The organism is Stenotrophomonas sp. YJH_SMC_4, assembly GCF_059371575.1.
The window spans coordinates 202,725-224,009 of the sequence record NZ_JCAFUR010000004.1 but is presented as its reverse complement, the minus strand read 5'-3'; the positions used below and the strand labels follow the sequence as shown (position 1 = coordinate 224,009).

21 protein-coding genes are annotated in these 21,285 nt (G+C 65.6%); 10 read left to right on the top strand and 11 right to left on the bottom strand.

Annotation, left to right across the window (positions count from 1 at the left end):
* Positions 1-58: 58 nt before the first annotated feature.
* Genes AC5P9F_RS09450 through AC5P9F_RS09435 form a run of 4 tightly spaced genes read left to right on the top strand, consistent with a single transcriptional unit; the run spans position 59 to position 4,291 of the window.
* Positions 59-1,024, top strand: a complete 966-nt coding sequence (locus AC5P9F_RS09450; protein ID WP_032966912.1) for a DUF2268 domain-containing putative Zn-dependent protease — start codon at positions 59-61, stop codon at positions 1,022-1,024.
* A 53-nt stretch (positions 1,025-1,077) separates the two neighbouring features.
* A complete protein-coding gene (locus tag AC5P9F_RS09445; RefSeq protein WP_146257178.1) occupies positions 1,078-1,908 on the top strand; it encodes a hypothetical protein in 831 nt (276 codons plus the stop codon).
* A complete protein-coding gene (locus AC5P9F_RS09440; RefSeq protein ID WP_161771791.1) occupies positions 1,908-3,500 on the top strand; it encodes a hypothetical protein in 1,593 nt (530 codons plus the stop codon). Before AC5P9F_RS09445 ends, AC5P9F_RS09440 begins: the two co-directional genes overlap by 1 nt.
* Before the next feature lie 11 nt (positions 3,501-3,511).
* A complete protein-coding gene (locus AC5P9F_RS09435) occupies positions 3,512-4,291 on the top strand; it encodes an SGNH/GDSL hydrolase family protein (RefSeq protein ID WP_164225365.1) in 780 nt (259 codons plus the stop codon).
* On the opposite strand, the gene AC5P9F_RS09430 is transcribed toward AC5P9F_RS09435, so the two are convergent.
* Complete coding sequence (locus AC5P9F_RS09430) at positions 4,266-5,150, bottom strand: LysR family transcriptional regulator (RefSeq protein ID WP_033835282.1); 885 nt, start codon at positions 5,148-5,150, stop codon at positions 4,266-4,268. The genes AC5P9F_RS09435 and AC5P9F_RS09430 overlap by 26 nt on opposite strands.
* Before the next feature lie 105 nt (positions 5,151-5,255).
* On the opposite strand from AC5P9F_RS09430, the gene AC5P9F_RS09425 reads away from it, so the two are divergent.
* Positions 5,256-6,389 (top strand): agmatine deiminase family protein, encoded by a 1,134-nt coding sequence (locus tag AC5P9F_RS09425; RefSeq protein ID WP_100438731.1) that lies wholly within the window; start codon positions 5,256-5,258, stop codon positions 6,387-6,389.
* Between the two features lie 6 nt (positions 6,390-6,395).
* On the opposite strand, the gene AC5P9F_RS09420 is transcribed toward AC5P9F_RS09425, so the two are convergent.
* A complete protein-coding gene (locus AC5P9F_RS09420; protein ID WP_005410204.1) occupies positions 6,396-6,941 on the bottom strand; it encodes a thioesterase family protein in 546 nt (181 codons plus the stop codon).
* 69 nt (positions 6,942-7,010) lie between these two features.
* On the opposite strand from AC5P9F_RS09420, the gene AC5P9F_RS09415 reads away from it, so the two are divergent.
* Complete coding sequence (locus AC5P9F_RS09415; protein ID WP_024957212.1) at positions 7,011-7,586, top strand: TetR/AcrR family transcriptional regulator; 576 nt, start codon at positions 7,011-7,013, stop codon at positions 7,584-7,586.
* Positions 7,587-7,620: 34 nt separating this feature from the next.
* Here AC5P9F_RS09415 and AC5P9F_RS09410 read toward each other — a convergent pair whose 3' ends face one another.
* Positions 7,621-7,932: a hypothetical protein gene (locus AC5P9F_RS09410; RefSeq protein ID WP_225792049.1), complete on the bottom strand. Its 312-nt coding sequence runs from the start codon at positions 7,930-7,932 to the stop codon at positions 7,621-7,623.
* Positions 7,933-8,207: 275 nt separating this feature from the next.
* Between AC5P9F_RS09410 and AC5P9F_RS09405 the strand changes: the two genes are divergently transcribed.
* Genes AC5P9F_RS09405 through AC5P9F_RS09390 form a run of 4 tightly spaced genes read left to right on the top strand, consistent with a single transcriptional unit; the run spans position 8,208 to position 10,661 of the window.
* A complete protein-coding gene (locus AC5P9F_RS09405) occupies positions 8,208-8,360 on the top strand; it encodes a hypothetical protein (RefSeq protein ID WP_005410201.1) in 153 nt (50 codons plus the stop codon).
* 51 nt (positions 8,361-8,411) lie between these two features.
* The gene (locus AC5P9F_RS09400; protein ID WP_043034613.1) at positions 8,412-9,257 is read left to right on the top strand and encodes a hypothetical protein; all 846 of its coding nucleotides are present in this window, start codon (positions 8,412-8,414) and stop codon (positions 9,255-9,257) included.
* Positions 9,257-10,129, top strand: a complete 873-nt coding sequence (locus AC5P9F_RS09395) for a hypothetical protein (RefSeq protein WP_043034614.1) — start codon at positions 9,257-9,259, stop codon at positions 10,127-10,129. The genes AC5P9F_RS09400 and AC5P9F_RS09395 overlap by 1 nt, the downstream gene beginning before the upstream one ends.
* Before the next feature lie 13 nt (positions 10,130-10,142).
* On the top strand, positions 10,143-10,661 hold the full coding sequence (locus tag AC5P9F_RS09390) for a hypothetical protein (protein WP_043034615.1): 519 nt from the start codon (positions 10,143-10,145) through the stop codon (positions 10,659-10,661).
* 46 nt (positions 10,662-10,707) lie between these two features.
* On the opposite strand, the gene AC5P9F_RS09385 is transcribed toward AC5P9F_RS09390, so the two are convergent.
* The 8 genes from AC5P9F_RS09385 to hutI all read right to left on the bottom strand — a co-directional run bounded on the left by AC5P9F_RS09385 (position 10,708) and on the right by hutI (position 21,222).
* Positions 10,708-12,819 carry a TonB-dependent receptor family protein gene (locus AC5P9F_RS09385; RefSeq protein WP_308678798.1) on the bottom strand — a complete coding sequence of 704 codons (2,112 nt, stop codon included), beginning with the start codon at positions 12,817-12,819 and terminating at the stop codon, positions 10,708-10,710.
* A gap of 193 nt (positions 12,820-13,012) precedes the next feature.
* Positions 13,013-14,449 (bottom strand): serine hydrolase domain-containing protein, encoded by a 1,437-nt coding sequence (locus AC5P9F_RS09380; RefSeq protein WP_012480731.1) that lies wholly within the window; start codon positions 14,447-14,449, stop codon positions 13,013-13,015.
* Positions 14,450-14,721: 272 nt separating this feature from the next.
* Positions 14,722-15,378: a hypothetical protein gene (locus tag AC5P9F_RS09375; RefSeq protein ID WP_012480730.1), complete on the bottom strand. Its 657-nt coding sequence runs from the start codon at positions 15,376-15,378 to the stop codon at positions 14,722-14,724.
* Between the two features lie 93 nt (positions 15,379-15,471).
* The gene (locus tag AC5P9F_RS09370; RefSeq protein ID WP_262089288.1) at positions 15,472-15,675 is read right to left on the bottom strand and encodes a hypothetical protein; all 204 of its coding nucleotides are present in this window, start codon (positions 15,673-15,675) and stop codon (positions 15,472-15,474) included.
* 270 nt (positions 15,676-15,945) lie between these two features.
* Positions 15,946-17,613 carry a urocanate hydratase gene (gene hutU, locus AC5P9F_RS09365; RefSeq protein WP_308678797.1) on the bottom strand — a complete coding sequence of 556 codons (1,668 nt, stop codon included), beginning with the start codon at positions 17,611-17,613 and terminating at the stop codon, positions 15,946-15,948.
* Positions 17,610-18,464 (bottom strand): N-formylglutamate deformylase, encoded by an 855-nt coding sequence (hutG, locus tag AC5P9F_RS09360; RefSeq protein WP_012480727.1) that lies wholly within the window; start codon positions 18,462-18,464, stop codon positions 17,610-17,612. The genes hutU and hutG overlap by 4 nt, the downstream gene beginning before the upstream one ends.
* On the bottom strand, positions 18,461-20,002 hold the full coding sequence (gene hutH, locus AC5P9F_RS09355) for a histidine ammonia-lyase (RefSeq protein ID WP_087803501.1): 1,542 nt from the start codon (positions 20,000-20,002) through the stop codon (positions 18,461-18,463). Before hutH ends, hutG begins: the two co-directional genes overlap by 4 nt.
* Positions 19,999-21,222 carry an imidazolonepropionase gene (gene hutI / locus AC5P9F_RS09350; RefSeq protein WP_062607459.1) on the bottom strand — a complete coding sequence of 408 codons (1,224 nt, stop codon included), beginning with the start codon at positions 21,220-21,222 and terminating at the stop codon, positions 19,999-20,001. Before hutI ends, hutH begins: the two co-directional genes overlap by 4 nt.
* Positions 21,223-21,285: the final 63 nt, after the last annotated feature.

Genomic DNA, 21,285 nt, shown 5'->3' with positions numbered 1-21,285 from the left:
TGGGCCGGGCGGAGTGATAGATTGCGCGCTTCGCATGCACTCCACCAAGGACGGAGCGATGTTCATGATCCTGCGCGGCCTGTTGGCCCTGGCCTGTGCCGGGGCGGTAGGCGTGGCCACCGCAGCGGTACCGGCAGGGCCGCAGATCCTCACCGAGGATGTCAGCCGTTTCTATGCACTTTATGACAGCGCTGGCGGCAAGCCCAGCGTTGCGCAGCTGCGTGGATACCTGGCCGAGGGTTCGGCCGGCCTGGCCGAACTGGCCAAGGCGCGCCGGGTCACTCCCGAACGCATTGCCGAGTCCATCGCCAGCCAGCCCGAGCTGTATGCACAGGGACGAAACTGCCTGGCCGAACTGCCCGCGGTGAAGCAACGCCTGACGCAGGTGTTTTCCAACCTGCAGGCGATCTACCCGCAGACCCGGTTCCCGCCGGTGACCATCGCGGTGGGCCGCGGCCGGCCGGTCGGGCTGACCTCGAAAAGCGGCGTGATCATTGGCCTGGAAGCGCTGTGCGCGGCCGACTTCATGAATGCCAATGTGCAGGATCGCTTCGTGCATGTGATCGCACACGAATACGTGCACATCCAGCAGACCGGCCTGATCGACTTCGAGCCGGGTGACCCGCGTGCCACGGTGCTGCGTGTTTCGCTGGGCGAGGGCATCGCCGAGTTCATCGCCGAGCTGATTTCCGGCAACGTCGGCAATGGGCGTCACGCGGCCTGGACCCGTGGCCGGGAAGTGCATATCGAAAGCGCGTTCGCGCTGGATCTGGACAGCACCGATCTGTCGCCGTGGCTGTACAACTACAAGCCTGGCTCGCAGGAACCCTACGACCTGGGGTACTGGGTGGGTTACCGCATCGCCAAGGCCTATTACCTGCAGGCCAAGGACAAGCGTGATGCGGTGCGTGCGCTGATCCAGCAGGACAACCCGAAAACGATCCTGGCCGCCAGCGGCTGGACGCCGGGCATGTGGATGCCGGCAAAGGTGACCGGCGTGGCGGCGCGTACGGCGGCACGCTGAGCTGTTCCACAGGAGTGAAACCATGATCGCAGGAACGCGTGAGGGCACTGGCAATGTACCGTTTTGATCCAAACAAAAATCCGTTTGTGGAAGACCTGCTGTACCTGCTGGGCCCGCCGGTGCGCCGACTCCCCTATTGGTGGCACCCTTCAGGTCCAGTGGAGGGCCGATTCTCTCCTGGCCAGTTCCGTGCGCTTGCACGGATTTTCCTGTCGCGCTTGTACTGCGTGGATCAGGGCGGCTACCTGGAAAACCCGCATGTACGGGGTAACGGCCCCGTGCGCTGCAGTGTCCGTGTGGTGCTGGATGGCGAAGACGGTGTGCTGCGGCAGATGCTCGGGTCGATACGCCGTGAACAGAGGTCTGATCGTGTGCCGGATGATGCGCGAGTGATTCTGGTGCATGTGGGCTTCAACGGCGTGACCGAGCTCTTCAACGGCCGGCGAGAGGTGCTTGTCCGCGGCGTCAGTGAGTTGTTTGGCGACAACGATCCCGATGGTGACGTTGATCCCGGACCGTACCTGTGGCCCCTCGGTGCGTGGATGCACGGTGCAATGGATTCAATCGTGGACCCAGAAGGACGTGTTCCTCCGCTCGATGGCCCTGCGGCGAGGCGCGCCTATTGGGACGATGCCGACGCTCGGGAGGGCGGCGCCTTGTCGCCCTATTCGTATGATCCTCCGCGAACCAACGCAGATGGCCGGCGCGACCGCGGAGATTCCGGTGGCGGTTCCGGAGGCGGGGGAGACGGTGAAGGACCAGATGGCCCTGATGATCGCGATGGACCAGGGCCGGGGCGTGGTGGCGTGATGGAAGTGCTTGATCACCCGGTTCTGTTTTCAGCCGATCCGCAGTTGTTGGCCGATATCCTGGAGAACCTGTGATGAGCGCCGTCATCCCTGTTTCCGCACCTGACGACGCACTGGATGTGCTGACCCTGCTTGCGCTGAAGATCGCGCCGCGACAGTTCGACCTGAGCTATCGGTTCTCCAACATCAGCATCCGTGACCAGATCGTGCGGGCACAGATGCTGATCCAGCAGCTTCACGCCCTGGGTGCGGTCGGCGCCGATGCAGTGAAGACAGATCCCGGCCCGTCCTTCGACCTGCTCATCTGCGGTGCCGGGGCAGCGGGCCTGGCCGCGGCGCTTGAGGCCGACCGTCTCAAGTTGCGCTTCGTTCTCATGGACACCGACTCACAGGCTGGCGTGGGCGGAGTACTGCGTTCACCCGCCGCCAGATATGTCAGTGCGGCCATGTACGAATGGCCGCACAGCAATCATGCCGACCACCGTTACCCGCTGCGGTCGGCCGCGTTTGGCGCTGCGAGTGTGGGGCTGCAGCTTCATATGACTAAGCCGTTGCCGGCGGCAGTGGTGGGTGGCGTGCTCGATGCTGCCTACGCAACCGAGGTAGCTGGCTGGATCCAGCATGCGGCGAACTGGGGTTCGCAATCTCACATCCGGAGTGATTCCTGTTTCATCAGGGGAGCAACGCTTGAGCAGCGGTCCAAGGAACGTTTGAAGCAGATGACAATCGGGCCGGCGAGTGTTCATGCGATTCCACTGAAAGCGCGCCCGTTGCCTGCCCTGTACATCACCGCCGCATCGAACACCGAGGCGCACCACTTCCGCTTCGTGATTTACGCCATGGGCTACGCGAAAGAGAAGAACCAGTATGCCGAGGGCCTGGAGTGCCCATCGGCCTACTCGAACACGGGATTCTGGGACTGCGACGAGGTCATGAAGCCTCGTCTGGGGTTCAAGCCTCCCCCGGGGGACAAGCATTGGCGTCCACGCGTGGCCATCCTGGGTTCCGGCGACGGTGCTCTGCAGGATGCACTACGCTGCCTGTTGAAGGTTGCTCATCCGCTTGATGCTTGGAACCGTGTCATTGCGAAGTCGAAGGTGGCCGGGTCCGTCGAGATCAGCCAGGCATTGCGCGAGCTGGCAACGGCGGACATGCACGCGACGATGGCAGCCACCTGGAGTTCCTCGCCAACGATCTACAAACGTCTGGACAGGCGCTTTGCCCTTGTCGCCAGGAAACTTCTGAATTCAGGGAAGGTCGGTTCGGCTGTGAGCAAGGCCGTACTGAAGATGCTGCGCAAGGATGTTGACGAGGTGATGCTGGTCACCCATTCGGGGCACTTCAGCAAGGCATACGCGCTGAACAGGTTCCTGCTGATCCTGCTCCATCGCATACTGAGGCGCGAAGCCGCCAACGGCCGGCCCCGCTTGATTCTCAGGTCTGGGCCGGCGACGGATTTCAGTGTCAATGGCACCTCCCCGGGTCAGCGAGGCGGTAAGCTGCAGTTCGCCTCCGGCCCCGAGACGTTTGATCTGATCATCGTCCGGGGTGGATTGAGGACGGATACCGAAAATGCGTTTCCCCACCGGGTCGGCCTGTCCGGCCGGGATACAGGGCGGGCGGGCCTCGGGCGTGTTCCCCTGCCGATCCGACCGCCACTACTTTGAAGGAAAAAGACATGCGAAGTGCAACGCGCTGCAGCCTTCTGTTCGGCTTGCTTGTTGTCTGCACAAGTGTGGAGGCGGGTGAGGTTCCAGCGGTATCGGGACTGCTGGCCACGCCCGTCGAGCAACTCAGGAAGGACGAACTGCAATACCTGCAGCGAACCGTTGCTGATTTCGGGCAGCTGCAGCGCTATCGCGATGCCAACGCACAGTTGCCTGCCGCAGTACCCGGGCAGGCTCGCGTAGTGTTCTTCGGCGATTCCATCACCGAAGGCTGGGGCAGGGAAGGCAGCCCTGGATTCTTCCCCGGCAAGGGGTGGCTCAACCGCGGCATCAGCGGCCAGACCACGGCGCAGATGCTGGTGCGCTTCCCGCAGGACGTGCTGGCACTGAAGCCACAGGTGGTGGTGATCCTGGCCGGCACCAACGACATTGCCGGCAACACCGGCCCGTCCACGCAGGCGATGATCGAGGACAACCTGCACGCGATGGTGGACCTGGCGCGTGCACATGGCATCGCCGTGGTGCTGGCATCGGTGCTGCCGGTCAGCGATTACCCCTGGTTGCCGGGAACAACGCCAGCGCCCAAGGTGCGTGCATTGAACACGGCGTTGAAGCGCTATGCCGATGCGAAGCAGGTGGTCTATCTGGACTACTACACGCCGATGGCCAATGCCGCCGGAGGACTCGATGCGCAGCTGGCCGAGGATGGCGTGCATCCCACGGCGAAGGGCTATGCGGTGATGGCGCCGTTGGCCGAGGCAGCGGTCAAGCGCGCGCTGCAGCAGAAGTAGCTTCTGCGGGCAGACTCGCCAGCAACCACTCACAGAAACTGATCACCAGCGGATCGGCCGCGCTGTCCTCATGCACCAGCCAGCTCCAGCGCGGGCCGCGCACGCGTGCCTCATCCAGCGGCTGCAGCAGCCCCTGATCGCAGGCGCGTGCCGCCAGCAGCTCGCTGACCAGGGCGATACCCAGCCCTTGGCAGGCAGCATCCAGCAGCTGCCCGGGTTCGGAGAAGTTCATGCCTTCGCGGCGCTGGCCGACATCGGCGCCCCCCTGTACCTGCCACTGGCTCCAGTCCATTTCGCGCTCGCCATGCAGGGTGAGGCGTTCGTGCACCGGCGTGGCGAGCAGGGCCGGATGGCAGGCCGGAAAGAGGCGATCCTGCAGCAGCACGCGATGCTGGCACTGCGCCTGTGAGTCGAGGTCATCGCGTACCGCCACGTCCAGCGTCTGCGTGGTCATATCCGGTGCCTCCTCGCTGGTCAGCAGCCACAGGTCGGCGTCGGGATGCAGGCGGTGGAAGCTGGCCAGGCGCGGCACCAGCCAATGCCGGGCAAAGGCTGGACTGGTGTTGACGATCAGTTGATTCGGCTTGCGGTACTGATCGAGCCGGCGGATGCCGCTGGCCAGCTGCCGCAGCAGGGACTGGGTGGTTTCCAGCAGGTCGATGCCGGCGTCGGTGAGGGTGACGCTGCGGCCCTGCCGGAAGAACAGCGGCTGCTGCAGCGAGGCTTCCAGGCCCCGGATCTGCTGGCTGATGGCCGACTGGGTCAGATGCAGTTCCTCGGCGGCCCTGTGGAAACTACCCAGGCGGGCGGCGGCCTCGAAACCACGCAACGCGTTCAGCGGTGGCCAATGCCTCAGCATTTCAGATAAGTAAAACTGTTCAATTGATGGCTGAATCTATCGTTTGTTCTTATCGATACGCAAGCGCAGCATAGTTTCGATCCCACACCGGCCCTGGAGCCCGTCATGAGCAGCCGTCGTCATTTCCTTACCCAACTGGCTGGCGCCGCTGGCCTTGGCGGCCTGGCCGCCCTCGGCCTGGCGGGGCTGCCCGCGCGCGTATCCGCAGCGGGGCCAGCAGCGGGCGTCTGGCGCATGCCGGACGAGCACGGCCCGCAGGAGCGCGTTTTCCTGGCCTTCGCCGCGCAGCCTCGGGTCTGGGGCGCGCAGGCCGATGCGGTGAACACCGCTGTGGCCCGGCTGGCCCGCACCATCGCCCGCCACCAGCCGGTCAGCGTGCTGTGCCGCCCGGCGCAGCGGAAGCTGGCGCAGGATCGCTGCGGCCGCGACAACATCGAGTTCCTCGAGGTGCCGCTGGATGACATCTGGGTGCGCGACTACGGCGGTTGTTTCGTCACCGATGGCAAGGGCGGGCTGGGGCTGGTCGATTTCAACTTCAACGGCTGGGGCGGCAAGCAGAGCGCACGCAACGATGGTGCGGTGGCGCCGTGGCTGGCGCAGGTGACCGGTGCCACGCTGCTGGAAAGCGATCTGGTGGGCGAGGGTGGCGGCATCGAAGTCGATGGCCATGGCACGGCCATCCTCACCGAAAGCTGCTGGGTGAACCGCAATCGCAATCCCGGCTGGTCGCGCGCGGATATCGAGGCCGAGCTGATGCACCACCTCGGCCTGCGCAAGGTGATCTGGCTGCCCGGCATCGCCGGCGAGGACATCACTGACGCACACGTGGATTTCTATGCGCGCTTCGTGCGTCCGGGCGTGGTGATCGCCAATCTGGACGACGATCCGGAGTCCTACGACTACGATCTGACCCGCGAGCACCTGGAGATTCTGCGCGGCGCCACCGATGCCGATGGCCGTCGTCTGCAGGTGCACACGCTGCCGCCGCCGCTGGACGGGCGCGACAACGTGCATACCCGCGACAACGATGATCTGGCGATGGGCTACATCAACTACCTGCCGATCAACGGCGCGGTGGTCGCGCCGCAGTTCGGTGACGACGCAGCCGATGGCTACTGCCGTGAACTACTGGAAGACATGTATCCCGGTCGTGTGATCGAACAGGTGGACATCGATGCGATCGCCGGTGGCGGTGGCGGCATCCATTGCGTGACCAAGAACATGCCGAAGGTAGGCTGAGGTGCCTCAGGCGTCGTCCTGCTTCAACGCCGCATCGGCAGCCAGCAGCGCCTCGGCGGCTGCACTGAGCGGCGGCGACGGCGGGGCAACCACACCGATCGCTTCCATCATCTTCGGCATGCCCAGGAACTGGCGCGCGCGACGGTCGTAGATGCCGGTGACCAGCAGCGCACGGGTGGCGATCTTCTGCTCGGGCCCGATCAGCACGCGCTGCTCCATGATGCCGCGCGAGCCGATCCAGCCGACCAGGCGTGTTTCCAGGGTGAAGCGCTGGAACGGCTTCAGTTCGCGGCGGAACTGGATGGTGCCAGCGCCGACGATCGGTGCCCACTTCTCGCGCAGCGCCACCCGGCCCAGGCCCATCCGCAGTATCAGGTCCAGCCGGCCCAGATCGAAGATGTTCCAGTAGCGGCCGTTGGTCATGTGCAGGTTGCTGTCCAGGTCGTTGGGCAGTACCCGGAACTGCAGCCGCGAGACCCCGAACGGCGCCTCCAGCTTCGGCCGGAACAGGCTGCACAGCAGCAGGTGGAGCAGGCGGAACCAGAGATTCATGGTTATGACGACTGTTATAGAATCGCCGATACGCTAATTTATGACGACTGTCCTGGCAAGGAGCCTGCCGTGAGCCCGCGCCCCTCTGATGCGCCACAACGCGTGATTGATGCTGCGGCACAGATGCTGGCGCGCGTGGGTCTCAATGCCACCAGCATCCGTGAGGTGACCAAGCTGGCCGAGGCGCCGCTGGGTTCCACCTATCACCACTTTCCCGGCGGCAAGCAGGAGCTGCTGGCGCGCGCCACCCACATGGCTGGTGACAAGGTGGAGGCGCTCCTCGTTGAGTTGTTGAAGGGCGGGGCCGTGCAGGGCCTGCAGCAGTTCCTGGCGATGTGGCGCGAGCGCCTGCTGCGGTCCGGGTTCCGCGCGGGTTGTCCGGTGCTGGCCGTTGCCGTCGAAGAGCCGGTCGAGGCGGTTACCAGCCAACCGCGCGTGGCCGCCGCAGAGGTGTTCGTGCGCTGGCAGGGGCATCTGGCCGCAGCCTTCATTGCCGACGGCCACGAACCTGCGGCGGCGGATGGACTGGCCAGCCTGGTGATCGCCAGCGTGGAAGGCGCCGTGGCGATGTGCCGCGCACTGCAGGACATCGCTCCGTTTGATCGGGTAGCAGCGCAGTTGCTGAAGGCGGCCGCGCCTCCTTGATCCGGCTATACGTGTGCGGAAGACGCGCAGCAGGTCATCGGAAGATCATCAGGTAGCCCCAGCCGAGCACGATGGGCAGGAAGGCAGCGATGGCCGACGCGCCAAGCCAACGCAGGTAGCTGCGGGAGGCGGGGCATCCCTGCCGCTTGAGGGCCCAGGCATGCGTCGGGAGCACCAGCAACGCCTGCACCGCAAAGGTGGCCACGGCGGCAAGCCATGCCACCAGGACGCCGAGGCAGCCATCGCTGAAGCAGCGGCTACCAAACCACGAACCCCAACCGGCGAGGCCGATCATTGGAACGAACATCACGAGCGCGGTGGCGCGGGTGAACTGGGAGGCGTGCATGCCGTGGCGCATAGCTCTTCTGGTGGAAAATCATAATCCAGCCGCCGGCGCGCGGGTACAAGGCCGGCGCCAGTGCGGCCTGTGGGTGATGGACCCACGGCCCCATCGCGCTAGAATCCGTCCACCACCGCCTACGCGTGCCCGGCAAGGATGTCCGCATGCAGTATCAGGTTTCTGAGGTCCCTGGCCGCAATGCCACGCGCCCGCTGGCGGCGGCATGAAGAACTCGCGCCATTTTTCAATCAGTGCATTGAAGTTGCCCAGGAGCCGCGGCAGTGAAGTCGTGCGTGCGGCTGGCCGCGCACGCGGTGGCCATGATCGTCGCGTTGACCGGCGCCACCGTTTTCCATGCCTCGGGTCTGCAGTGGGCGGCCGCTGTCGATGCAATGCCGCTGCGCTACCCGATGGCGGTAGTGCTGGCCGGGTAGTACTGCAATTCCGGGCGATTTCCTCTGTGCTTCACTTTTTCCAGGATCTTCATGCGACAGCGCATTGCAAGGAAACGCGTCCTGGCCACAACGGTCGTTCTATCGATGGTTGCAGTCGTAGCGCTGATGGTCAGCGTGCGCCCGCAGTGGCGGCGGGAAGTCGGCCCGCCTCCGATCAGTCTGGGAACGGCACGGATGCAGGCCGAAGTGATGGCAGAGCTCATCGACCTGCGACCGACACCGCCAGGAAAGCCGCCGGTTCCACCGATTCCAATGAGAGGAGTCTCCTCCCCGATGCTGGCCGGTAACAGTGGGTTCGCGACCGCAGCGGTGCGGTTGGAAGACGTCGCGCCAGCACACTTCCAGCCGCGCGGCTGGGAGCCCGACATTCCATTCGCTGTGATGGAATGGACTGCGCCTTCCTGCGGTGAAGGATATCCCGCCCCGGTCTGCCAGGTTCGTCACAGCGTCGTCGAGTGGCGCGATGATGACAGTGCGGCGTCCTTTCAACTGCAGCAGCATCTGGAGTCGATGCTGCAGGTTGCGAACCGCCGGGCTTCACGGGTACCCGGTCTCGCGTTCGAGCTTGCACACGTGCGGGCGCAACGGATGACGTGGGACGAGCTTCAGCAACGGCGCGCGCGCGGTATCGAGGGATGCACGGGTGGCCCGGGCAATCCGGATCTGGGCGTTGTCTATCTGCAGCGTCCTGTGTTCAGCCTGGATGGGAACTGGGCAATGGCATCGGTCGCCTCGGATCTGTGCAGTGGAGGAACGGCGATGCGTGTCCTCTACCTTCTGCATCGCAGGAAGGGCGGCTGGGAGCGTGTTCGAGTGGAGCCTGTCCGCCATATGAGCTTTGGACAGGGCCTGTGGCCCGCGTTGCCGGAGTCGTGATGATAGATACCTCGTTCAAGCCAGACCGTGACTGCCAACAACGGATCGCCTGGCGACGCATTGCATCGCTGGCGGCGGCGCTGTCGGCCTTGGCGCTCATGGCCGGGATCTGCAGCCTGCGCCCGAGGTGGCAGCAGGAGATCGGTCGGCTACCGATCAACCTGGGAACAGCGCAGATGCAGGCGGAGGCGATGGCGCTGGCGATCCGGCAGAGCCCCCCATTCCCCCCTCCACCCCCGCCAGTGCCGCAGCCAACGCCAGTTCTGCCATCGTCGCTGAGCGAGGTGCCCAGCGCACCGCAGACACCGTCCACGCGCGTTGATCAATGGCGCCCGCAGGAACAGCCGCAGTTGACCGACCCGGTGGGGGAGGACATCTACGTGATGGAGCAGACCTTGCCCTATTGCTGGCCGGGCAGCAGTGCCTCCATCTGCCAGGAGGTGGACGACCTGGTCCTGCCGCTGGACGACCGGTGGCCGCCGGACATCCATGCGCTGCGGTTGCAGCTGCAGGCGGACCTGGTTCCCGTCAATCGCCGGTCCACGCCAGTGCCTGCGGCCGCATTGGCCGGTGCGCAGCGGATGGACGGCGCGGGGCTTCGAGCGCTGCGGGAGCAAGGGTGCGGGGCAACGGTGCATGGGCCGACTCGGACATACGACCACGTCGCCTATCTGACCCGGCCTGTTTTCAGCGTCGATGGGCAGTGGGCTATGATTGCGGTCGCCTGGGATTCGTGTTCCGACGATTTCGTCTACCGGGAGCTTGTCGTGCTGCATCGGGAACAAGAACGCTGGATGGCCGAACCCCCGGAACGGGGTCTGGGCGGCGTATGGGACGGCCGCATACTGCGGCCCTGGACGTACAACCACTGACGAGGAAGAGCGCATGGATGTCGCTGCACGCAGGAACAGGACGTTGTTTCGTTGGATCATGGTGACGCTGCTGGCAGTATTGATGCCGTTTGCGGCACTGGCGCAGCCCGCAGCCGGGGAGGCCGATGGCGCCGAAGCCGCCACTGCCGCGGAAGAGGCGCGATGCCGCGCCTGCACCTACGAGCGTATCGGGCACAAGGTCGATATCGGGCTGGTTGCACTGGTGTCGCTGCTGGTGGTGGGCCTGCTGGTAGCGGCGTCCCGCGAGTGGGGCACCACCTCGCAGCGCTGGACCTGCCGCACGCTGGCTCTGTTGCTGGTGGGTGTCGGTGTGGCATTGCTGTGGTGGGCTGGCAGCGTCGTCTACCTGGGCTACAACCCGTGGCAGGAAATGGCCGCCCCTGTCGATGGTTCGCTTACCTCGACACTGCTCAATACCTCACCGAAGTGGCTGGCGGCGCTGGCGTTGATTGGTTTCGCACCTTCCATCTGGAAGCGCAGCGAGCGCCTGCCGGCCTGGCGTATCGGCTGATCCTGGAACGACGGCGCCGGATCACACCCGGCGCCGCCTGCGGTCATCAGTCAAAGCGCCAGCGCACGCCCGCATAGACGCCACGCCCATCGCCCGGGGTCGAGCGCGCGACATCCTTGCCGGCGTCGTCGTAGCCCGGCGTGACCGTGGCGGCGTAGTGGCGGTTGCCGAGGTTGCGCATCTCCGCCCAGGCCTGCCAGCGGCCACCGGGTGCGTCGTAGCCGATGCGGCTGCCGAAGATCACATGGCTGTCAGCCCAGTAGCTGTTGGCGTAGTCGACGGCGATGCGCGAGGCGTATTCGGTATTGAGCGCGGCGTACAGGCCGGATGCATGATCGAAGCGCAGCTCGGCCTGGTAGGCGTGGCGCGGCAGGCCGGGCAGGCGGTTGCTGCCGAAACGCGCGTCGTGGCGATAGCGGAAATCGCTGAAGGTATACGCCTGGCGCAGCGACAGGCGGCCCGGTGCAGCCTGCCACAGCGTGCTGTCCAATCCGGCCTCGATGCCGCGGTGAACGGTGGGGCTGGCGTTGTTCTCGGCGATGAACAGGTTCGGCACCGGTTGCAGTTCGACGCTCAGCAGTTCGTGGTTCACGTGTGCGTAGTAGCCGGTCAGTTCCCAGCGGCCCAGCGCCGCGTCACCGCGCGCGCCCAGTTCCAGCGTGGTGGCGGTCTGGTTCTGCATCGGCACCGGCGCGCGCTGGCGGTCGCTGGACGGGCCATTGCCTGGACCGAAGTACTGGTTCGAGCCCCAGATCATCGACCAGGGGTGCGGCGCCTCCACCGAGCGGCTGAGGTTGCCGAACCACTGGGTCTGGGCGCTGTGCTGCCAGGTGAAGCCCAGTCGCGGCGCATAGTCCCAGTCGTGGTCGCGCAGGCGGCCACCGCTGCTTGGCCAGGTCACCTGCACATCGCGGCGGGTTTTGATCAGCGCCAGCCCGGTCTGCATGCGCAGGCGGTCATTGAAGGTGAGGGTATTGCTGACGTGCAGCGTGCTGTCGGTGCCGTGGTGCCGGAAGTCACGCGTGCGCGTACCCGCGGCATAGCCGTTGCTGGCAAAGCGCAGCGACTCGCGCACATCGGCGTCCAGATCGTGGGTGACGCGCAGGCCGACCGTGGTCTCGCTGTCCAGGCCGAACAGCCGGTGGCGGCGGCGGTAGTCCAGCGTGGCGTTGAGGTTGGCGTAGTCCAGCTGCTGCCGGTACAGGCTCTCGTTCAAGTCCATCGGGTACTTGTGATAGACCAGCCCGGCCTGGAACGAGGAGTCCTCATCGATCTGCAGCGTGGTGACGTTGCCCACCCAGGTGCTGCCCGGCTGCGGGCGACGCGCATCGATGGCCAGGTTGGCCGCATTCGCGGCACGCGGATCGTTGCGGATCTGGTCGCGGGTCAGGCGGCCGGGCGTTTCATGATTGGTTTCGCGATAGCGCACGAAGAAGCGCGTCTGCAGGTCGGGCGTGATCTGCCAGCCGATGTTGGCCATCGCACCCTTGCCGTCGCCGCGCGCATGACGCTGGTAACCGTCGAACTCGGTATCGGTGTAGGCCAGGAAGTAGTCGACATCACCACTGACGCCGCCCCAGCTGATGCCGCGCTTCTGGTAGCCACGGCTGCCGGCTTCGTAGTGCAGCTGCACACCCGCCGAATCACGACCGCTACGGCTGACGTAGTCGATGGCACCACCCAGCGCCAACGCACCGCGCTCGAAGCCGTTGGCGCCGCGCAGGACTTCCACGCGCGACAGCCACAGCGGTTCCAGCAGCTCGTAGGGCGTGCCGCCCGGGCCGGTCAGTGGCAGGCCGTCGATCGACACCGCAATGCCCGAGGCGTGCGCGCCCGGGCCACGGTTGATGCCCGAGCCACGGATCGAGATCTTGGTGCCCTCATTGCCCGGCGACTGCGCGCTGATGCCCGGTTGGTAGGCCAGCACATCGGCGCTGGTGGACAGTCGGCTGTCGGCCTTGGCCACGTCGATCAGGTTGCTGGCGCCGGGAACGCGCTTCAGCGCCTCGCGCGCCTGCGCGCTGGCATCGGCGGCAGCGGTGACCTGCACGGCATCCAGCGTGGTGGCCTGTGGGGCCGCAGCGGCGGTGGAAGAGAGGCCGAGGGAAACGGCCAGGAACAGCAGCGAGGGGGTGGGGCGGTACGACGAGAGCGGCATGCGGGAATGCTGTAAACCACAAAAGTGGCGCGCAAGTTAACAGTTCGGCGGCGTCACGTCACCCACCGGCGGCGTATGGCCGCCCGCAACATCCATGTAGAGCCGAGTCCATGCTCGGCTATCGCGCGCAGCGCGGGTCTCCTGAGATTGCAACGAAGAGCAGCCGAGCATGGGCTCGGCTCTGCAGCAGGGTTTAGGGCGAGGGCTTCGCCAGCGCCTTGGCCTTCGCGTACAGCGCCTTGGCAATCTCTGCATCGCCCAATGCCGCATGGCACTCGGCCAGGCTGTCCCACGCGTTGGCCGAATCCGGATACAGCTCGGCGTTGAGCGCGAACACTTTCAGTGCCTTGCTGGCACCCAGACTCTCGCGGATGGCGTAGCCATCGGCATTGATCGCACGTTCCAGTTCGCCGGTGGGAACGCCATTGCTTTCGCGCAGCCAGCTACGCATCTGCGGTTTCGCATCGGTGCTGTCATCCAGCGCATAGCCGATCAGCCGCTCGGACAGCACAGCGTGCGGAAACTCCCCGGGCGCAACCACCGCCATCGTGCTCTCCACCAACGTGCTGGACCAGACATTGCGGGCGCTGCCGTTGGTCAGGTACACGAACACCCAGTAGCCGCTGGCCAGCGTGCCCTTGTAGGCCAATCGCGCACGTACACGGGTGCCACCATCGTGGCCGACCTGGGTGTAGCCGTCGCCGCGGGTGGTGTCCCAGCCAGTGGAGAAGAAATTGCTGCCGCCCCCGCTCAGTTTCTGCGGCTGCCAGAGTTTTTCCAGGGTTGCCGTATGCAGCAGCTTGCCGGTCGCCAGCGCCTGCAGGAAACGGTTCATGTCGCCCACGGTGGTCTGCAGGTCGGCATGGCCCCAGCCGTAGTCCGGCCAGGCATCTTCATTGGCCGGCTGCAGTTGGCCATCCTTGCCGATGTAAGGCACCGCCGCGCGCGTGGCTGGCACGCTGGCACCGCCCCACGAGGTGCTGGCCATCTTCAATGGCTGCAGGATGCGTTCGTGCGCGATGGCTGGGTAAGGCTTGCGGTAATGCGCTTCCAGCAAGGCGGTCAGCACCAGGTAGTTGGCCTGGGTGTACTGCACGCGGCTGCCGGTGGCGAACTGCATCGGTGTCGCGCCGGCCACCTTCAGTGCTGCTGCAAGGTCCGGCGCCACTCCGGTGTAGCCCTTACTCACCCAGCGGTTGTCCACCCGGTCGTAGTACTCGCCGATACCCGAGCTGTGGTTGAGGAAATCGCGTACGTGAATGGTCTGCCATGCTGATGGCAGGTCCGGCACATAGTGGCTGGCCGGCGCGTCCAGATCCACCTTGCCCTGGTCGACCAATTGCATCACCAGCGTGCTGGTCAGCAGCTTGGCCATCGACTGCGCGGCGAAGATGGTCTCGACGGTGGCGGGCGCATGGGTAGCGGGATCACTTTCACCGCTGGCGCCCTGGTACAGCACCTGGCCGTTGTGGGCGACCAGTACCGCCTGGCCGGCGATGCCGTAGCGTTCGCGGTTGGCCTGCAGCTGGGTGTCGAGCTGGGTAGAGAGAGCTGTGAGGATGTTATGCGCCGAAGCAGACGAAACCACCAATAGCGTGCAGAGCAATGCGGCAGCGAGCGTGCGGTACATCGCGGTGATCCATCAGCGGTGATGGCGCATGTTGGTCAAGGCTGCAGATTGGGTCAAGCTGGCCCTGTTCGATGGAGCACGCATGCATGAGCGGCTGGGCCTCGTGCCGCACGGGATCATGCGGGTATGCTCGGATGGAGGACGTGGCGGCAGTCGAGCGTTGCATTCAGGTCCTCAGCGGCCATGAAGGGCGTGCTGTGCGTGGCTTCCTTACTTCCTGATGGCGGTGATGCCAACCGGTGGCCGGCACCCTATCGATGGTGGCTGAGGGCTTACCTGGGGCTCTTGTCCATGAGCCAGCCACGGCCATAGCAGTTGCGCATGAACCCGCGGGTCGGACAGCGCTCCTCCAGGGTGTTGCTCAGCAGCTCGATGAGACGCGGTAACGGGGTCGGACCAATGAAGTTCATATCGCCGAGCTTGGTAATGGTCCACATCTGGTCCTTGCTGAGCTCTATCGTGCCAAGCAGCGGGCGTTCGCCGTCGCCTGGTCCAGACAGATTCATCACCAGGTAGCTTTGTTTTCTTTCGTCCACCAAGCCGTGGTAAGTCAGCACGTACCGATCGGGGTACTTTTCAAGCACGCCTTGCTTCCACTCAGCGAACGCGGCGTAATACTCCTTGTAGCCGATGGGCGCATCAGGCGTGAAGGACTCTATTTTCGCGTCGAAGCCGCGGGTAATGAGTGACGCGAACAGGGCTTGTGCAAGGATGCTGCAACGCTGCCTGAGATCGGGGAAGTAGGGGGTGCGGCGACGCCCATCTGGCGAGGGCAGTGCGCAGGAACCCTCATTATTCGCATCCAGAATAACGAGCGGGCTGATCCGGGCCTCGTGTGGGAGTTTTGTGCTGATATGGTTTGCTGCGCTCGCAGGCCCGGCGACCGCAATGCAGGCGGCGACAAGTAGCAGACGTTGAAGAACGCTCATTGGAGAGAATATCTCGATGGTGCAAAACGGGATTCAGACGAAGTCCTGGCACTGAGGCCTCGCCGCAGGGCGATGTGGCAATCCGCGATCGATCTACTTGATCTTTACATCCTTGCCATGGTCCTGCATCAGCTCGGCAAACCTGGCCCAGCTCAGCCGCTTCTTGTTCACCGAATTACCTGCGGGCACCCATTCGATGTTGCCTTTGCTGATCAGTGCGGTGCCGAGCAGCTTTCCGTCTTTCCTGACGGCAAGTTCGACGTCCTTGTGCAGAACGAACTTGGTGGCAAGATCCATGGTGATTTCGTGAGCCATACGGTGTATTCCTTTCAGTAGAAGAGTTCATCAGAAAGGAATGAGCCCACAGGGGCGCTGGCCCGAGTAAACAGGCCGGAGGGCCACATTCCTTGTTGACCTCCGGTATCGGCAGGGCGCCGCGCAACTTTAGGTACGATGCCACTGAAGCTGGCACAAGCCTCTTCCATGGCACGCGCGCCGGTGGATCGGGGACACTATCGCGCATTGCCTTGATGGCACCGGATGATGTGCGCGCTGGTCGCTGACTTGTCAGCCGAGAATCCCTGGCAGATCCAGCCCCTTTTCCTTCGCGCAGTCGATCGCGATGTCGTACCCCGCATCGGCATGGCGCATCACGCCGGTGGCCGGGTCGTTCCACAGCACGCGGCCAATCCGCTTGGCCGCTGCCTCGGTGCCGTCGCAGACGATCACCATGCCGGCGTGCTGCGAGAAGCCCATGCCGACGCCACCACCGTGATGCAGCGACACCCAGGTCGCGCCGCTGGCGGTGTTGAGCAGGGCGTTCAGCAGCGGCCAGTCGGACACCGCATCGGAGCCGTCGGCCATCGCTTCGGTTTCGCGGTTCGGCGAGGCGACGCTGCCACTGTCCAGGTGGTCGCGACCGATCACCACCGGCGCCTTCAGTTCGCCGTTGGCGACCATCTCGTTGAACGCCAGGCCAAGTCGATCACGATCACCCAGGCCGACCCAGCAGATGCGCGCCGGCAGGCCCTGGAACTTGATCTTCTCGGCGGCCATGTCCAGCCAGCGGTGCAGGTGCGGGTTGTCCGGAATCAGTTCCTTCACCTTGGCATCGGTCTTGGCGATGTCTTCCGGGTCGCCACTCAGTGCCGCCCAACGGAACGGGCCGATGCCGCGGCAGAACAACGGGCGGATGTAGGCCGGCACGAAACCCGGGAAATCGAACGCATTGGCCACGCCTTCTTCCAGCGCCATCTGCCGCAGGTTGTTGCCGTAGTCCACGGTCGGTACGCCCAGCGCATGGAAGCCGAGCATGGCGCGGATGTGGTTGGCCATCGATGCACGCGCGGCCTTCTCCACTTCCTTGGGGGCGGAAGCGCGCTTCTCATCCCACTGTTCGACCGTCCAGCCCTGCGGCAGGTAGCCGTTCACCGGGTCGTGCGCGGAGGTCTGGTCGGTCAGCAGGTCCGGCTTCACGCCGCGCTTGAGCAGTTCGGCCAGCACATCGGCAACGTTGCCGAGCAGGCCCACCGACTTCGGCGTACCGGCCTTGCACGATTCATCGATCAGGCGCAGCGCTTCGTCCAGATTGTCGGTCCAGGTGTCGAGGTAGCCGGTGCGCAGGCGCATGTCGATGCTGCTCTTGCGGCACTCGACGGCCAGGCAGGAGGCACCGGCCATCACGGCAGCCAGCGGCTGTGCACCACCCATGCCGCCGAGGCCACCGGTGAACAGCCACTTCCCGGTCAGGTCGCCGCCGAAATGCTGGCGCCCCATTTCCACGAAGGTCTCGTAGGTGCCCTGCACGATGCCCTGCGCACCGATGTAGATCCAGCTGCCGGCGGTCATCTGGCCGTACATGGCCAGGCCCTTCTTATCCAGCTCGTTGAAGTGGTCCCAGTTGGCCCAGCGCGGCACCAGGTTGGAATTGGCGATCAGCACGCGCGGTGCATCGGCGTGGGTGCGGAACACGCCCACCGGCTTGCCCGATTGCACCAGCAGGGTCTGGTCATCGTCCAGGCGCTTGAGCGTTTCGACGATGGCGTCGAAGCTTTCCCAGTCGCGTGCGGCGCGGCCGATGCCGCCATACACCACCAGTTCCTGCGGGCGCTCGGCCACGTCCGGGTGCAGGTTGTTCATCAGCATGCGCAGCGGTGCTTCGGTCAGCCAGCTCTTGGCACTGAGCGTGGTGCCGGTCGGCGCGGCGATGGTGCGGGACGGGTCGTTGCGGGTCATGCGGCGCTCCGGTTCGTAGCGAATTCAAGGCAGGCGTTGAGCACCTGCGCCAGGGTGTGGCGCAGTGGTGCGGCGTGGTCGGGGTCGAGCGGGGTGGGCCAGCTGTGTTCGTCCACCTGGTCCGGCAGGGGTTCGTGCATGTAGCCGCGGCAGGCCAGTTCCATCTGCAGGCTGTGCACGCCGCCGGCGATGTTGCTGTAGTGGCGGGTGATCCAGCCGCCCTTGAAGCGGCCGTTGCGCACCTGGCTCATGCCGCTGATCTTCAGCAGGTTTTCCACCACGTCGCTCAGGGCGTTGTCGCAGGAGGTGTCCGGTGCGCCGGACGGACCGGCAGTCCCCAGGTTGAACTGCGGCAGTTCGCCCTCGAACAGGTGCGGGATATGCGAGCGGATCGAGTGCGCGTCGTACACCACCACGGTGCCGTGGCGTGCACGCAGGCGCGTGATCTGCGAAGCCAGCGCATCGTGGTAAGGCAGGAAATACGTGTCGCGACGACGGGCGATTTCTGCTTCGTCCGGTTCGCGCCCGGCGTGGTACAGCGGCTGGTTGTCGAAGGTGGTCAGCGGACACAGGCCGGTGGTGTTCTGGCCCGGGTACAGCGACACGCCGCTGGGATCGCGGTTGAGGTCGATCACCGAACGCGAGATCGCCGAGCGCACCGTGGTCGCGCCCATGCCGCGCACGAAGTCGTACAGCTCGTGCACCCACCAGTCGGCATCGCGGCGGGCCAGCCACGGCGAGTGGTAGTCGCCGATCAGGTCGTGCGGCAGCTCGCTGCCGGTATGCGGGAAGCTGACGATGAGGGGGGCATCGCCCTCGTGCACCGTCAACCATTCAGGAAGGGTCGTCATGCCTGCGGTTCCACAGTCGGCAACAGATCGCCCAGGCCCTGCGCCAGCGCGCCACTGCGCACAAGATTCGTGGCGGTCACCATGTCGGGGTGGAAATAGCGGTCTTCTTCCAGCGTCGGCACCTGCGCACGCAGGGTGGCGCGCACCGTTTCCAGCGCGGCGCTGGAGCGCAGCGGCGCATGGAAATCACAGCCCTGCGCGGCGGCCAGCAGCTCGATGCCGATCACGTTGGCGGCGTTCTCGGCCATCTGCATCAGCCGGCGCGCGCCATGCGCGGCCATCGACACATGGTCTTCCTGGTTGGCCGAGGTCGGAATCGAATCAACGCTGGCCGGGTAGGCGCGCTGCTTGTTTTCCGAGACCAGCGCGGCGGCGGTCACCTGCGGAATCATGAAGCCGGAATTCAGGCCCGGGCGCGGGGTCAGGAACGCCGGCAGGCCGGACAGGGCCGGGTCCACCAGCATCGCCAGGCGGCGCTCGCTGATCGAACCGATCTCGCACACCGCCATCGCCAGCATGTCGGCGGCGAAGGCCACCGGCTCGGCGTGGAAGTTGCCACCGGACAGCGCTTCGCCGGTGTCGGTGAACACCAGCGGATTGTCGGACACGCCGTTGGCTTCAATTTCCAGCGTGGTCGCGGCCTGGCGCAGGATGTCCAGCGCCGCGCCCATCACCTGCGGCTGGCAGCGCAGGCAGTACGGGTCCTGCACGCGCACGTCGTTGTCGCGATGCGACTCGCGGATGTCCGAGCCCTGCATCAGCGCGCGCAGGGTGGCGGCGGTGGCGATCTGCCCGCGCTGGCCGCGGATCGCGTGTATGCGCGGGTCGAAGGGCGTGTCGGAACCCTTGGCAGCTTCCACCGACAGCGCGCCGGTGACCAGTGCGGCCTGGAACACGGTCTCGATCTCGAACAGGCCCGCCAGCGCATAGGCGGTGGAGAACTGGGTGCCGTTGAGCAGCGCCAGGCCTTCCTTCGCGCCCAGTTCGATCGGCTGCAGGCCGGCACGTGCCAGTGCATCGGCCGCCGGCAGGCGTTCGCCGCCGATGAAGGCTTCGCCTACGCCCAGCATCACGCTGGCCAGGTGCGAGAGCGGCGCCAGGTCACCCGAGGCACCCACCGAGCCCTGTGCGGGCACCACCGGCAGCACGCCCTTGATCAGCATCGCTTCCAGCAGCAGCAGCGTCTCCTCGCGAATGCCTGACGCACCCTGCGCCAGGCTGACCAGCTTAAGCGCCATCATCAGGCGCACCACGCTGGCCGGCATCGACTCGCCCACGCCAGCGGCATGCGAGAGCACGATGTTCCGCTGCAGAGTGGCCAGATCTTCGCGCTCGATGCGCACGCTGGCCAGCTTGCCGAAACCGGTGTTGATGCCATACACCGGCGCGCCCTTGGCGACGATGGCGGCCACCGCCGCAGCACTGGCGCGCACCACCGGCAGCGCGGCCGGGTCCAGTGCAAGCGGCGCACCGCGATAGACCTGCCGCCACTGGGCGAGAGTGACATGGCCGGGGCGAAGAACCAGGGTGTTGCTCATGTGTTGCTCCAGGAGGCAGGCAGGTCGGGCTGTCCGCGCACCACGCGCGCGTGCAGCGGGTTGAATCCAATGCGATAGACCAGGTCGGCGGGGGCATCGATGTCCCAGATCGCCAGGTCGCAGTCCAGGCCCACGGCGAGGCGGCCGATGCGGTCGCTGCGTCCGAGCGCGCGCGCCGCTTCACGGGTGAAGCCGGCGATGCACTCATCCACGGTCAGGCGGAACAGGGTGGCGCCCATGTTCATCGCCAGCAGCGGGCTGGTCAGCGGCGAAGTGCCCGGATTGCTGTCGGTGGCCAACGCCAGCGGCACGCCGGCCGCACGCAGCGCAGCGATGGGCGGCAGGGTGGTATCGCGGGTGAAATAGAAGGCACCGGGCAACAGCACGGCGACGGTGCCGGCGGCGGCCATCGCGGCGATGCCGGCATCGTCCAGATGTTCGATATGGTCGGCCGAGAGGGCACCGAAGCTGGCTGCCAGTTCGGCGCCATGCTGGTTGCTCAGCTGCTCGGCATGGATCTTCACCGCCAGCCCGTTGGCGCGCGCCGCTTCGAAGACCTGCCGCGCCTGCGCCGGCGAGAAGGCGATGTTCTCGCAGAATACGTCCACCGCTTCGGCCAGGCCTTCGGCGGCGATGGCTGGAATCATCACGTTGCACACCTCGTCGGTGTATTCCTGCGCCTCGCGGCCTGGCGGAATCGCGTGTGCGCCGAGGAATGTGGTCACCACGTTGACCCGGCACTCCTCGCCCAGCGCACGCGCTACCTGCAGCTGCTTGCGTTCGTCGGGGAGGGTCAGGCCGTAGCCGGACTTGATCTCGATCGTGGTCACACCTTCGGCACGCATCGCCAGCAGGCGCGGCCGGCTTTCGCTGGCCAGCTGTTCCGGGGTGGCAGCACGGGTGGCGCGCACGGTGGAGACGATGCCGCCGCCGGCACGGGCGATCTCGGCATAACTGACGCCCTGCAGGCGCTGCTCGAATTCGTTGGCGCGGTTGCCGGCGTAGACCAGGTGGGTGTGGCAGTCGATCAGGCCGGGCGAGATCCAGCGGCCTTCGCCATCGATGCGGGTGGTCGGCTGCAGGTGGGCGTCGCTGCCGGCCGGGCCGACATGGACGATGCGGCCGTCGGCGCAGGCCATCACGCCATCGCGGATGACACCCAGCCCCTCGCCATCGAGGGTCATCAGGTGGACGTTGGACCAGAGGGTATCGACGTGCATGGCATCCACAACGCGGCTGTGCTTATATGTCTATACAATATAGGCGTCCATTTCGGGTTGTCC

Excerpts from the sequence above, each read along its gene's own strand:
- AC5P9F_RS09420 (WP_005410204.1), bottom strand. The coding sequence starts at position 6,941 with ATGAATCTCTGGTTCCGCCTGCTCCACCTGCTGCTGTGCAGCCTGTTC.
- hutH (WP_087803501.1), bottom strand. The coding sequence starts at position 20,002 with ATGAGCAACACCCTGGTTCTTCGCCCCGGCCATGTCACTCTCGCCCAG.
- AC5P9F_RS09370 (WP_262089288.1), bottom strand. The coding sequence starts at position 15,675 with ATGGATCTTGCCACCAAGTTCGTTCTGCACAAGGACGTCGAACTTGCC.
- AC5P9F_RS09425 (WP_100438731.1), top strand. The coding sequence starts at position 5,256 with ATGAGCAGCCGTCGTCATTTCCTTACCCAACTGGCTGGCGCCGCTGGC.
- AC5P9F_RS09445 (WP_146257178.1), top strand. The coding sequence starts at position 1,078 with ATGTACCGTTTTGATCCAAACAAAAATCCGTTTGTGGAAGACCTGCTG.
- AC5P9F_RS09435 (WP_164225365.1), top strand. The coding sequence starts at position 3,512 with ATGCGAAGTGCAACGCGCTGCAGCCTTCTGTTCGGCTTGCTTGTTGTC.
- AC5P9F_RS09440 (WP_161771791.1), top strand. The coding sequence starts at position 1,908 with ATGAGCGCCGTCATCCCTGTTTCCGCACCTGACGACGCACTGGATGTG.
- AC5P9F_RS09380 (WP_012480731.1), bottom strand. The coding sequence starts at position 14,449 with ATGTACCGCACGCTCGCTGCCGCATTGCTCTGCACGCTATTGGTGGTT.
- AC5P9F_RS09375 (WP_012480730.1), bottom strand. The coding sequence starts at position 15,378 with ATGAGCGTTCTTCAACGTCTGCTACTTGTCGCCGCCTGCATTGCGGTC.
- AC5P9F_RS09450 (WP_032966912.1), top strand. The coding sequence starts at position 59 with ATGTTCATGATCCTGCGCGGCCTGTTGGCCCTGGCCTGTGCCGGGGCG.
- AC5P9F_RS09385 (WP_308678798.1), bottom strand. The coding sequence starts at position 12,819 with ATGCCGCTCTCGTCGTACCGCCCCACCCCCTCGCTGCTGTTCCTGGCC.
- AC5P9F_RS09430 (WP_033835282.1), bottom strand. The coding sequence starts at position 5,150 with ATGCTGAGGCATTGGCCACCGCTGAACGCGTTGCGTGGTTTCGAGGCC.
- hutG (WP_012480727.1), bottom strand. The coding sequence starts at position 18,464 with ATGACGACCCTTCCTGAATGGTTGACGGTGCACGAGGGCGATGCCCCC.
- hutU (WP_308678797.1), bottom strand. The coding sequence starts at position 17,613 with ATGACCCGCAACGACCCGTCCCGCACCATCGCCGCGCCGACCGGCACC.
- AC5P9F_RS09400 (WP_043034613.1), top strand. The coding sequence starts at position 8,412 with ATGCGACAGCGCATTGCAAGGAAACGCGTCCTGGCCACAACGGTCGTT.
- hutI (WP_062607459.1), bottom strand. The coding sequence starts at position 21,222 with ATGCACGTCGATACCCTCTGGTCCAACGTCCACCTGATGACCCTCGAT.
- AC5P9F_RS09390 (WP_043034615.1), top strand. The coding sequence starts at position 10,143 with ATGGATGTCGCTGCACGCAGGAACAGGACGTTGTTTCGTTGGATCATG.
- AC5P9F_RS09410 (WP_225792049.1), bottom strand. The coding sequence starts at position 7,932 with ATGCACGCCTCCCAGTTCACCCGCGCCACCGCGCTCGTGATGTTCGTT.
- AC5P9F_RS09395 (WP_043034614.1), top strand. The coding sequence starts at position 9,257 with ATGATAGATACCTCGTTCAAGCCAGACCGTGACTGCCAACAACGGATC.